The organism is Flammeovirga sp. OC4, from assembly GCF_000812565.1.
Lineage (GTDB): Bacteria > Bacteroidota > Bacteroidia > Cytophagales > Flammeovirgaceae > Flammeovirga.
Genome location: NZ_JTAM01000066.1, coordinates 24,399 through 37,423, shown reverse-complemented (window position 1 = coordinate 37,423; position 13,025 = coordinate 24,399). Strand labels below are relative to the sequence as shown.

General features: G+C 33.3%; 11 protein-coding genes. 3 read left to right on the top strand and 8 right to left on the bottom strand.

Annotated features, from left to right (window positions below; translation table 11 throughout):
• Positions 1-211: 211 nt before the first annotated feature.
• The 7 genes from PL77_RS23745 to tgt all read right to left on the bottom strand — a co-directional run bounded on the left by PL77_RS23745 (position 212) and on the right by tgt (position 9,760).
• Positions 212-1,135, bottom strand: coding sequence for a universal stress protein (locus tag PL77_RS23745; protein WP_044211004.1), 924 nt, complete (start codon positions 1,133-1,135; stop codon positions 212-214).
• A gap of 223 nt (positions 1,136-1,358) precedes the next feature.
• Entirely contained in the window at positions 1,359-4,598 is a 3,240-nt protein-coding gene (locus tag PL77_RS23740; RefSeq protein WP_156152512.1) for a hypothetical protein, read from the bottom strand.
• A 142-nt stretch (positions 4,599-4,740) separates the two neighbouring features.
• Positions 4,741-4,995: a hypothetical protein gene (locus PL77_RS23735; protein ID WP_044211002.1), complete on the bottom strand. Its 255-nt coding sequence runs from the start codon at positions 4,993-4,995 to the stop codon at positions 4,741-4,743.
• Positions 4,996-5,214: 219 nt separating this feature from the next.
• Positions 5,215-6,903, bottom strand: a complete 1,689-nt coding sequence (locus PL77_RS23730; protein ID WP_044211000.1) for a hypothetical protein — start codon at positions 6,901-6,903, stop codon at positions 5,215-5,217.
• A 96-nt stretch (positions 6,904-6,999) separates the two neighbouring features.
• Positions 7,000-7,749: a bifunctional 2-polyprenyl-6-hydroxyphenol methylase/3-demethylubiquinol 3-O-methyltransferase UbiG gene (locus tag PL77_RS23725; protein WP_044210999.1), complete on the bottom strand. Its 750-nt coding sequence runs from the start codon at positions 7,747-7,749 to the stop codon at positions 7,000-7,002.
• A 96-nt stretch (positions 7,750-7,845) separates the two neighbouring features.
• Positions 7,846-8,412: a hypothetical protein gene (locus PL77_RS23720; RefSeq protein WP_044210997.1), complete on the bottom strand. Its 567-nt coding sequence runs from the start codon at positions 8,410-8,412 to the stop codon at positions 7,846-7,848.
• 211 nt (positions 8,413-8,623) lie between these two features.
• On the bottom strand, positions 8,624-9,760 hold the full coding sequence (tgt, locus tag PL77_RS23715) for a tRNA guanosine(34) transglycosylase Tgt (RefSeq protein ID WP_044210995.1): 1,137 nt from the start codon (positions 9,758-9,760) through the stop codon (positions 8,624-8,626).
• A gap of 424 nt (positions 9,761-10,184) precedes the next feature.
• Between tgt and PL77_RS23710 the strand changes: the two genes are divergently transcribed.
• The gene (locus PL77_RS23710) at positions 10,185-10,937 is read left to right on the top strand and encodes a hypothetical protein (protein WP_044210993.1); all 753 of its coding nucleotides are present in this window, start codon (positions 10,185-10,187) and stop codon (positions 10,935-10,937) included.
• Positions 10,938-11,066: 129 nt separating this feature from the next.
• Here the strand turns inward: PL77_RS23710 and PL77_RS23705 are convergent, their stop codons facing one another.
• Positions 11,067-11,576: a biotin/lipoyl-containing protein gene (locus PL77_RS23705; protein WP_044210992.1), complete on the bottom strand. Its 510-nt coding sequence runs from the start codon at positions 11,574-11,576 to the stop codon at positions 11,067-11,069.
• 174 nt (positions 11,577-11,750) lie between these two features.
• Between PL77_RS23705 and PL77_RS23700 the strand changes: the two genes are divergently transcribed.
• Both PL77_RS23700 and PL77_RS23695 read left to right on the top strand, forming a co-directional pair.
• Complete coding sequence (locus PL77_RS23700; protein ID WP_044210990.1) at positions 11,751-12,473, top strand: outer membrane beta-barrel protein; 723 nt, start codon at positions 11,751-11,753, stop codon at positions 12,471-12,473.
• Between the two features lies 1 nt (position 12,474).
• Positions 12,475-12,975, top strand: coding sequence for a hypothetical protein (locus PL77_RS23695; protein ID WP_044210988.1), 501 nt, complete (start codon positions 12,475-12,477; stop codon positions 12,973-12,975).
• Positions 12,976-13,025 lie beyond the last annotated feature (50 nt).

The window sequence follows — 13,025 nt, the reverse complement described above, 5'->3', positions numbered from 1 at the left end:
ATTTGATATTACAAAAGAACAACCTTTTATCAATAAAGTTGCTATTTAGATTTCTATAATTATGATGATCTTTTTCATCCTTTTTATTCGGAAAATGTACTAATATATATAAGTGTAAAAAATACTATGTAACATTATATAAACAAAAAAGGTGAGTAGTCATCAATACTACTCACCTTTTAGGAATTTTGCAATTATAAATATTATTTAATTAAATTCTGTCAAAGAAGTTGAAAATATCCAAGGTTTGATTTTTATTTTTATAAATAAGGATAGGGATGTTGATATTGGAAAGTAGCAGTTTCTCTGCTGTACTTCCAAGTACCATTGAAGCCATAAATGTTCTACTCTTAGAACCAATTATAATCATATCGGCATTTTCATCTTTTGCTGCTTTGTAGATTGCATCTGCAGTAGTTTCGTCTTCCTCAATCAATATTGGTTTTGTTTCAATATTATGATCATCAATTGCACTGTTAACAAAATGATCTAGTTTCTTTTGAGCAACACCTTTTAATATATCAACCATTTCATCATAGCTTTTTCCTGTTGAACTATATCCATGGGGTATACGGAAGCAGTTGATAGCTAATGATTTGAGATCGTGAATGTGTGCCGCAATTTCTTCAACTTGTTGTAAAGTATCTTTACTTGTTTCAGAAAAATTGATTGGGATCAGTGCCTTAGGTTCTGTGTCGTATTGTAGTAATTCTGGAGCAAAAAGAATAGAACAAGGTGCAAAACTTGCAATCTTTCTTGCAACAGAACCCGTTCCTTTTCCTTGGCCGTCTTTACCTAGAATAACAATATCAGCTTGTTTCCTTTTGACAAGCTTAATGATTGTTTCAGCGGGGTTACCCTCTTCAATTAAAAGCTCGTGATTAATGTTATCTATGTTTGGGATATGTTCATGAATGAGCTTATCCATGCTTACTCTAATAGATTCATCTAACGGACTAAGCATATTGGGGTATTTATCTGTGACCTCTTTAGGAAGGTCTAAAGACTCTTGCACATGAACGAAGTAAATTTTTTCAGCTTCAGATTCATTGATGTATTTATTGGCATGTTTTAGTAAAGGAACGTCCTTTTTAGATGCATCTAACGCTACGAATATTCTATTTAGTAATCCCATAATATTGATCTTTTTTGGTTAAGTTAATTCACTTTCACTTCCTATTATTAAATACGTTTTCTAGTGATTTTGTATACATAATTTTCATAAATATTTATTAATATCCAATGATGGTGATCAGTAAATTTAATCTTTAATGAAACTTATATTTTTTAACAAAAAGTAAGGCCTTGCTTCGAAAGAAACAAGGCCTTATTTATAATGAGTAACGTATTGATACTGATTATTCTAGCTTTCCAAGTCGCATCATTGCGGCAGCATAGTAATTTCCAAGAGGATATTTTCTGATATATGTTTTATATCCTTCAATAGTATCTATTTCTTGTGCACGGTTCCAATCGTCTTCCTCTTTGGCTTGAGAATCATTTTTTAAGGAACTAATTTTATCTTTGGCTTCTTTCCAGTATTTCTTCTGGGTTGTAAGGTTAAGGTAGTTAAAGTATGCCCCTAACGTATTTTCCTCACATGTATTTTTCCAAAGATCTTCTTCGTCCTCATTTACCTCAAATTCATCGTTTTCTAATGATAAACTGTCAACTGGAGATTGGATTTCGATTTCAGGCTGAGTTTCTGTTTCAATGTCTACTTGAGGAGCAGTGTCGGTAACAGATGAAATTTCACTGTTATCAAAACCGTTTAAAGTACTAGGTTCTTCATTGATGATTGAATCAATACCTTCCTGTAACGTCTCGTTAGAATCCGTCTCATTAGATGTAATTTCTTCAATTTCGAAAGTTGGTACTTCTGCCTCAGGTGTATCTACTGAAGATGAATCAGCACTGTCACTGTCATCAACTGTATCAAATGAAGTAGGAGTGAAGTCTATCGTTTCAAACTCTTCGCTTGCTGAATTGTCTACAGTATCGCCATTTTGAATGGTATTGATATTAGAATAAGCATCTGCCAAGTAATCATTAGCTTCAGTACGGTTCAGATATTCTTTGTAAGCGTCTATTGTATTAATAGAAAGTGCTGTGTTCCAAAGTGTCTCTTCATCCATTCCATCTATAAATACGGAATTATTTACTGGCGTTTCTTCAATTTCGCTTTGAGGTGCTTCAATCTCTGGTTCTGTTTGAACAGGTTCTTCAACTGCCTCAGGCTCTTCAATAACTGTTTCTTCAATTGTTGGAGGTGCTACCTCATTGAAAGTGATTTCAGGAGTTTCACCTTGGTCAATCTTATTGATTCTGTAATAAGCCTCTGCAATTTGATCAGCAGTTTTTGTGAAGTTGATGTATTCTAAATACCCGTCTTTGGTATTCAATTTTTCAGCACGACTCCATAATTCTTCTTCACCTAATTCTTCAAGTGCATTACTTTCAGTAGGAGTTGATGATACAACCGATGAAGATGTAGTATCAGAAAGCTCTACAACTTCTTCCGTAATCAAATCATCTGTGACATCATCAGCATTTTTCTGAGCAGCTTCGGATAACTGTTGTGCTTCTTCGAGTGAGAAAGAATCTGATGAAACTTCATTGATTTCTGTTTCAGCAAAAGTGACTTCAGTTTCCTCTGCTTGAACAACTGTTTCAGTATCTGTTTCAATTTCTACTTTATCCGAAGGTGTTGTTTCTTCTTCTTCCTCCAACTCTTTGATCGCCTCATTCATCACCTCATCTAGTTCAGAAATGACAGGAGAGGGAATTGGTGCAACGTATTCATTTTCTTCTTCATTTCTTTCAAGCAGAATACGTTCGTTGTCTTTCCAAAGCAACACTTCACCTTTTAGGCCTCTTGCTTCTTCAATTTTGGCTAGAATATCTTCTATTGGTTCCATTCTAAGGTCCATTAGAAGTGCTCTATCTATATTAAGTTCTTCTTTCTTTGTTTCCTTTTTATCAATGACTTGAACAGGGGGAATAGGAGTGATTTCCTCCATTTTCTTTGCTAAAGTCTTCTTGTGAATTTGATCAATTCGTTGGTTAGCTTTATCGATAAAGTGTCCTTCTGGGAACATAGAAAGATAGAATTGATACCCCTCTATACTATTCCAAATAGCTGTTTTTTTCCAGATTGTGGTTTCCAGCTCTTGTGTTACTTCATCTTTTGCTTTAGGCATTAAGGAAGAAGAAAGCTCGTTTTCAATTTGAGATCTTAATTGTTCTTTTAATTCTGTCTCTTTGTTTTTGATTTGCTCTTCTACTTCTTTATCAAGGTCTTTCTTGATTTCTTCTTGAAGTTCAGCCTTAATCTCTTCTCTCAGTTTTTCCTCACGAGATAAGATTTTATCACATTCTTCTTTTCTACGGAGTACTACAGGGTCTTTTCTATATTTTAAAGCTTTACTGTAATGCTCTTTTGCGATGGTAAATTTATTTTCAAAATAAGCTTTATCTCCCAAGTCAATATGAGAGGTAAACTTCAATTCATTATCGCAGTAATTGACTTTATCGTTGTATAATCCATTTGTTGAATCATACTTCAATAATTCAGTATATGTTTGTTTAGAAGCTTCAAAGTCTTCATTGTCATATTGAATATCAGCTATTTTTTCTAATGACTTAATGATCCCTTTGTAAGCAGTGTCTTCATTAATAATTTCCCAAGCTGCTTGGTACCTGTTCTTTGCCGCATCATAACTTTCATTCGTAAACATTTGATCAGCTTGATGCAACGTTTCGATGAAAGTAGCCATATTATTGAACTCATCGTCATTTTCAAAGAGTTCAATACCTTCTTTTAGTAAAGGTAAAGCTTCCTCGAACTTCTTATCATTGAATTTATCTTCAATTTCTGTTCTTAGCTTTTTTGCTTTAGAAAATCTCTTATTTAAACATATTGGAATATCACCTTCTTCGTTGGTGATAAATAATACTTCACGAAGAGATGATTCCTTACTAAAATGCTTTTTGACATCATTGAGCGTCAATACTTCTCTTTCTTCCTCAATTCCTGTTTGGAATAGGTCCGTTAATTCAGAAGCGATAGTTTGGTTAGAATTAACATTTCCGAATTCAGATACAATATATGTTTTCTTTGGGCCTGTTGGCAGAAGTTCTTTTATCGTAGAAGGGTCAGTATTTTGATCTGACTTTTTAGCTCTTCTGTAGTCAGCATCTAAAATTAAGAAGACACGTTTAGCTTCAGATTCATCAATGATCTCCAACACTTCGCTTAATGGTATACCATTAATATGGCATTGATTAATAGTAGTATGTGGAGAAGAAAGAATCAATTTACCTTTTCTTTCAATGAGGTATCCGGAGTAAAATAAAATCAATGTATCCTGAGTAGCATCGGCTACTTCAGCAATACGTTCTTTAATCATTGTATTTCCTTCTGAATCAACCAAAGAAACAATATCTCTTTCGTGAATTCCAAGAATCTGAGTGTCGGTTAATGTATCTCTTAATAAGCTGATATCTTTATAAACATGCTCACGTCTATGAAGATCATCGTCTTTTAAGAAAGTACCTATACCTATGAGTATAGCTCGAGATTTTGATGAATCAAACATCAATGGCATATTAGAGTATTAATGAAAGTGATTTCTAAAGTAAAAATAGCCTTCCTAATTAAGTGATTATTGGGATAAAAGGAAGCCTTTAAAAAAACAACGTGATATTGTTATCTGTATTGTACAAGAAAGTTTATAATTATCACTCTTCCAAGTCGTTTTCTTGAAAATCGTTGTTTTTTTGTTCCTGATCGTATTCTTTTCTTATAATATTTATATCTGCAAGGAAATCATCTGGATAAGGACTGAACTTTTCTTCATTCGAAAGTAGTTTCTTTTCTTCCTCAATTTTATCAACATCTACTTTTTCTTCTTTAGAAACTTCATTTGCTTTGTCTTCAGCTTCTAACGCTTCCCAGTCAATTTCTTGATTCTGTTCTGATTTATCTTTACTCATAACTACCTTATTTTACATTTAATGATGTATTTTCAGTCAAAACCTGCTTACTTACAGTTGCAGTTTAAACACAAAAATAGCAAATACTGAAGACAATTTTGTCTGAGTTTACAACAAATTATCATATAAAATAATTGCACAATAAAAGATAAATTTCTCTCATTGTGCAATGACTGTAAAAAATATTTAGATAAACACCTTTTCGATGTGATCTTAAAGCTAATTATTGAATATTTTTTCCAGTATTTTTAAAGTGATATAATAAGTTGGTTTTACACCTGTTAATCCTAAACTTCCGTTGGCTAAAGTACTTCCGGTAATAAGAGGGTTATCCGAGGCGTAATAAGCATACCTTACTTTTACATCTTTACTAATATTATTTCTAATTTTTGATGCTCCTTGAATCGCTTTTTGGTAGTGGGCACCTTCCATTTCAAGTCCCATTACGCCCCATGAAGAATTCTTGAAGTACGTTAAGATATCTTTGTTTTGTAATGAGGTCCCTAATACAGTTACCATTGGGCCATCTACAAACTTAAGGTCCTTGATATCTTTAAAATCTTCTGGCGTAAGGTCATTTTCTACAGGATAATTGTCTGCAGTACCTTCAAAAATGTGAGCCGTTGGTGTCATCACATCACCTTTTCCTCCTTTCAGAATACCAGCTTTTCCCATAATAGAAACACTTTGAACATCAAGGTTGATTTGTTCATTTTCTGATTCGTATGGTTTCAACAGCTCATCCATTGTTTCAAAGGCCTGTTCACCAAAAGCATAATCCATTACTACAATCACTGGAGCATTTTCAGCATCAATACTTTCAGGCATTTTGATGTTAGATGGAAGAGAAGCGGGTAGAGTTTTAGCGGTATCAAAAATCTGAACAGAAATATTTGTTCCTGAATCTTCCTGTACCTGAATCATTCCCTTTTCAATGGCAGAGTGATAAATTTTATCTCTCAAGTGACCATTATCTCCTTGACTAACTTCTTCCATCAAATTAAGAAAGTCTGTATTCTTGCCTTTTTTACCCAATGCATCACATGCATAAAACGTGTTCATAACACTATGCAGGTTTGAGCTGATGATGTGGATTGGTCGCTGAATAAGTCCGTTGTGTAGTAAAGCTCTTTTGATTTTATTGGCCCATCTTTCACCATAAATGTGGTGTCCAATTCTTTCACGAAGTGTTGGACTGAAACTGATGATACGATCTTCACTTTTTAATTCTTCATTGATGGCTAATTTTCCTAACCAATAAACAATGTGGAAGAGGCCGTTATTCTTTTTAGAATGTTTAATAAATCTGTGGTGAGCATCTCTAGTCTCTTGGTAAGTTCTTCCCAAAATAGTCGCAAGGTAAGTAAATGCTACTTCCTCGTTTTCCTTTGTAAGTGCTTGTTCACCTGTTACAATTTTTTCTAGTTGTTCCCATTCTCTCAGTGCATTTCCTTTTTTATCTTGAGCATGCTGTTTGATTTTTTCAGCCTCAATATAAATAAAGGTCAAGTGCGTAAGGATGTCATAGATTTCACTTCTACCACGAGTGATTTCTATAAACATTTGTTCTTCGTCAATACGATAGCAATTTCTTCGTCTTGCTTGAGGAATAATCTTAGTAAATGAAGATTTCTCGTACCCTTCTTCAGATGTCAATTTAATATATCGTGTTTCTTCAATTCCTTTAGGAAGACGATCAAAAACATAGACAAGTCCGTTAAGGTCGACTTTTTGAGGATCAGCGAGTGAACCATAAATTTCTGGCTCAAGGATTAATAAATCTTGCATGATGGCATGGCCAGAAGCCCCACCAGGTTTGTAATATCCTCTGATGAAGAGATGTCTCATCACTACATACATTCTTTCAATTGCTGCTCTCGACGCCTGTGCTCTTGTTAATTCTATCATATAATCTATTTAAATTTGAAAAATAATTGATTTAGTGTGCGTAAAATACTTATTTCGATGGTCTTAGGTCTTTGATAATGGATTGAATCGCCAATCTTAATCATTACTTAAAGTTAAGGAAACAAGATAGTGGTTTAAATCACCAACGTGAATTAAGTTGACCTTATAACCTGCTACCGCTGCATATTCTTCCAATACAGGGTAACTTACATAAAGCCAGTCAAATTTATCACCTTTTAAATCGCCAAATTCCATCCAATATTGGATTTGGCCATAGTATTCTGCTGTAAGGTCAATAAGGTATGAACCATCCTCATCTTCAAAAAGATGGATGATATCTGAAGAGTCAAAAATGATTTGACCGTCTTTCTGAATGAAATTTTTAGCTTTTACTAAAAACTCTGCTAATCCTTCAAGAGTGCCTACAAGCCCAATTCCGTTCATGAGCATTAGTAGGGTATCAAACTTTTGACCATCATAATCATAGATGTTACCTGCAATGACGTTTTGTATACCTCTCTTTTTCATGGTATCAACAGCCAATGAAGAAATATCCATGGCAGTAACGTCTTTTCCTCTTTTTTGCAGTGCTAAAGCATGAGATCCAGCACCAGCCCCAACGTCAAGAATTTTCCCTTTACATTGGTCTAAAGCTAATTTTTCTATCTCAGGCATATCCTTCTCTTCTCTAAATAAGAGTGGGACAGGAATATCATCAGGTTCACTAAAATCAGAGTATACTTTTACACAGTAATCCTCATTTCTATCTTCTTCATAGGCCGCAATTGCAGCTCCCATTGCATCTTTTGCTGTATCTAATGTTCTCCCGTATGTGATATGAGACATGACCTTAAAATATGGTTAAAATACTAAAGTGTAAAATTTATGCAAGTAACCACAATTTTTCTGAATGGGCAATTGATTAGTGTTAATAACTGTGATTTATAGAAGGGTAACTAAGCGATAAAAATCAATCATTGTAATTCTGAAAGCATTTTTTTCTTCAACAGTATCAAGAAATGGAACTCTTTTATTTCCAAATTCGACTTCAAAAGTGACTTCGTCTTTGTTGAGCAGGTTGTAGATTTCAGAGCAAAACAGGAACTGATCGGCCATACCACCCTGTTTATATCTAATTTCTCCTTTAAAATCATCTTTGTGATCTACCCAATGCACTCTAAAGTGTTGGTATCCTTTAAAGAATTCATTAGGCGCTAACATGATAAAGGCATTGTCATTATTATCAACAGTGACTAGATGTAAATTAATGATGGCCTGTGTTGAATCTTGAACCGCTTTATCATATAGTAGTACATTCATGTGTGTAGTAGTGTCAGTTTGGGGAAGACTGACCTTGTTGTAATAGCTTGCTCTCACATTTTTAAAATACATTCTAGTTTGGTCAAACGTTACAAACTTTGGTGCAAAAGGATCAATGACGACATCTTTGTAAGGTTGACAAGCAATAGTAATTGTGATGAGAGTTAGTACAATTAATAGTTTTTTCATGAAAACAAAATAAAAAATATGATTCATTTAGATAACTGAAATCCATAGCTTTTCAGTATACATTGTAAAAGAATCTTTGTGTTGTGAAACGTGTATAGTATGATAACTTGCTGGGTTTAAAATAGTTATTTTTTTAAGTAAAAAAGTACCAGAACAAACCAAAATCAATGATTTATCCTAGTACTTATTGTAATCGAAAAATGGGATTAGATTATAAACGTTGCATTAATTTTGGTGTAATGCTATTTTTCCATTCTCTAAAATCACCATCTAAAATATGTTGACGGGCCTCTCTTACCAACCAAAGATAGAAAGTAAGGTTATGTACACTTGCAACCATTCCTGCTAAAGCTTCATTGGCTTTGAACATGTGACGCAAGTAACCCTTTGAGTAGAATGTACTCACATATCCACCTAATTCAGCGTCTAATGGAGTAAAGTCATCTTCCCATTTTTTATTTTTTAAGTTCATGATCCCTTGTGTAGTGAAAACATGACCATGTCTTGCTTGACGTGTTGGCATTACACAGTCAAACATATCGACACCTAAAGCGATATTTTCAAGGATGTTTGCAGGAGTACCTACCCCCATCAAATATCTTGGTTTGTCTTCAGGAAGAATATCACAACAAAGTTCAGTGAATTCATACATCATTTCAGCAGGTTCACCTACTGATAAACCACCAATAGCATTGCCTTCTCTTTCAAAACTAGCAATTGTTTCAGCGGACTGTGTTCTTAAATCTTTGTATGTACTACCTTGAACAATAGGGAACAATGATTGATGATAACCGTATAAAGGTTCCGTTTCTGCTAATCGATCTACACATCTCTGTAACCAACGGTGGGTCATGTGCATAGAGTTTTTAGCGTATGAATAGTCAGAAGGATAAGGAGGACATTCATCAAATGCCATAATGATATCGGCACCAATTGAACGTTCAATGTCCATTACTTTTTCAGGTGTGAAAAGGTGTTTTGATCCATCGATATGAGATCTGAAAGTAACACCTTCCTCTTTGATTTTACGATTGTTGGCCAATGAGAATACTTGGTACCCTCCAGAGTCTGTTAGAATAGGACGATCCCAACCATTGAATTTATGAAGACCACCTGCTTTTTCAAGAATTTCTGTACCAGGTCTTAAGTAAAGGTGATAGGTGTTACCAAGAATAATCTCAGCGTTAATATCTTCCTTTAATTCTCTTTGGTGAACTGCTTTTACTGTACCTGCCGTTCCTACAGGCATGAAAATAGGTGTAAGGATTTCTCCGTGAGCAGTAGTGATTTTACCTGCACGTGCCTTTGTTTGAGGATCCTTTTGTTTTATTTCAAATGTTAATGCCATATTACTTTTTCCGTCCTTTAAAAATATAGGAGCTTAGTGAAGAAATGGAATCTATTGATACAAACCATCACTTACACTTAAGATATAATCTAAACCTATGCTTCAATAAGCTAGTTGCAAAGGTAAACAAAGACATTTAGATTTTCATTCCATTAAAAATACATTAAGAGTCATTATATTGATAAAAATTGAGTAAATTTGATTGATAATGAAACCTTTTTAATAATTTCATAGCAAAGTTGCTAGAATAATGTATTTTATTAATTAATATTGTTATAGAGTAAATTTCTCTTCATAACTATTATTTTAATTAGTATATTATTTGATAACAAAATTACTGACTAGTTACTTTTAATTATCCATATTATAAATGAAACAAATTAGCTTTTTTAGAGCGATAAGGATTTATAATTTATTTCTTCTCATGCTGTTTCCAATCTTAAGCTTTGGCCAAGATGGAGAAATGATTATTTCTGGCGTTTACAAAGGAACCAATTTATATATTGAAAATCCATTACTGTCAGATGGTACATTTTGTGTGAAAAAAGTATTGATCAACCATAGCGAAATGCAACGTCTTCCTCTTGCAAGTGCTTTTGAATTGGAAATGAATCACTTAAGCAAAGGAGATGAAATCAGTATCGTCATATTTCACTCTAACGATTGTACTCCTCGAGTTCTTAACCCTAATGCGATTCGTGATAAAGGACATTTTCAATTTGTAGAGTTAGATATTACTGAAGATGGTCTTGAGTGGATCACTTCAGGTGAAGCAGCCGAGGGAAATTTTGTTGTATTACGAATGGAACATAATTCTTGGAAAGAAGAAAAAATTATTCAGGGGACATCAAAACCAAAACAAAACAAATATTACTACAAAGTACTTCACCATTCTGGTGAAAATCAATATAAAATTAAATACTTAGAAGTGACAGGAAAGGTTTATTACTCAAGCATTTTAGAGCATACTTCTAAGTCGGAACAGGTGAAATTTTATCCTAATAGAGTTTCAAAAACATTGTCCTTTACAAGACCGATCAAGTATGAAATTTTAGATCAATATGGTAAAGTAATTTTATCAGGTAATTCAAAAGAGGTGAATTGTTCAAAACTTGTGGGAGGAAGATACTACTTTGTTAATTACGATAATAAGACCGAAAGATTTTTCAAAAAATAGGCGTCTTGTCTCATAAAAAAAGCCTTCTTTAGTTCTGTAAAACTGAAGAAGGCTTTTTTATAACGTAATACCTTTAAAGCTTGCTAAAATAGCTCTTGATAGTTGACGTAAAATGTAGTTGAAATGTATTTATTTGTCTATCTGTTCTATTTCAATAAGTACATGTCCTTTGTCCACAGAGTTCCCTTCAACAGTATCAATCTTCTTGATGAGACCTGACATGGGTGCTTTTAGAATATTTTCCATTTTCATGGCTTCTAAAATAATTAAGCTGTCATTTTCTTCAATTTGATCACCTTCTTTGCAAAGTAATTCCAGTACCTTTCCTGGCATTGGTGCTTTGATTATATTTTCTTGATTTCCTTTCTTAGAATTCATACCCAACTGATCTAATAATTGATCAAGTTTGGTTTTAGCTTCAAAAGAAACTTTCTTTCCATTAATTTTTAGTGTTACATTTTTGAAAGAAGTATCTGAAGCAATGACTTCAATATCAAAACGTTGTCCGTTATGATTTACGCTAAATACATTTGGATGAGTTTCTTTATAGTCAATATTGTAATTTTTATTGTCTATTACCACGGATTGTTTGTCCTTTAGAATAGAATATACTTTGTCATTTACTGAAATATTGAGCATTGTGTTGTGTTTAATTTGGTGTTGATATTCAAAGTATGTTTCTGGTGTTTTATAATTGAATTAAATAAAACGTCAGAGGCTGTATCTGATTGTTGAGATACATTATTTTTGGTATTTTATGTTCTTTAAATATATAAAAAAGGATTTAGAGATAACTATTTTATTTTGCTTATTATGAAAAAAAACTACCTTAAGATTTTAGGTTCCTTTTCCTTGATATTTGTCTTGGGATTAATAAATAGCAGTTTTGCTCAGGAATATAAAAATCAAGATTCCCTTTCTAACTACCAATCTAAATATTATGCACCTGAAAAGAAAACCGTAGAATGGGGATTCTTTATGGGACCATCATGGTCAATTCCATCAGGTAGTGCTCCACAATTAGAAACTGGGGCTCAATTCAGTAACGTTAGAGAAAGAGCAAGAACAACATTCTATTTTGGTTTTAAAGCTAACTTTTTTATTGAAGACCGTCTTTCTGTAGAATTTGATGCCTTATTTAATTCAATGGGTCAGAAAACTGAATTTAGTGGTTTTAATCATGAGTTAGGTCAGTCTAATGAGACCGTAAAATACACTGAGGTATTAAGTTATTTTGTATTTCCTTTGACTTTAAACTATTATCTAAACGAAAATATTTACATCAAAGGAGGTCTTTATGGTGCTACTTTAGCAGGTGCTCAAAGAAGAGAAGGAGGTCTTTTTGGAGATTATCTTGATGTAAACCACTTGTATAGAGGAGGAGATTTTGGATTTACAGCCGGAATTGGAGCTGAAGCCAAAGTGTTATTTGTTGAGTGGAGATATAGCAGAGGTTTAGTTGACGTTACTTTTGATGACGAAAAGTATTTTAACCAAAATATTCAATTAGTTGTAGGTTTTAAATTTGGAGGATAAGATGTATAAAAAATTACTATTTGTTATTGTAGCAGCATTATTTTTTAGCTGTGGTACTGAGCTCGATAATCCGATTAATAATATACCTGATAATAGCAACTATGTTTACACTTCACAAGTGAAGTATTATAAAGTACCTGGAGGTGAACCTGAGCAAGAACAGAGTTTTCAAGGTTATCTTTCAATGAGTATTAACGAAGGAAGTGGAAATGGTAGTATTGAAATTCAGCCTGAGTATGGTGTAAATTGGACGCTAAGCATTGATAATTTATTGACCATTGATGGTGATTCTAGTGTATTGATGATTCCTGAGCAAAACGTGATGATCAATAATGGCAATTATTCAGTGATTGGTATGGAGGTTTATCAAACGAATAATACAGTTTTTCATGTATTGAAAACGGCCGATTCTATTTTTGTCAATTATAACTCTTTTTACTTAGGTAACGATTCGGATTATAAATATACTGAAGGCGAAATCAAAGGAAGGAGATTTAGATAAACAAATAAGGGCTTGTGAGTGAACAAGCCCTTATTTTTTGGAGAAGAAGA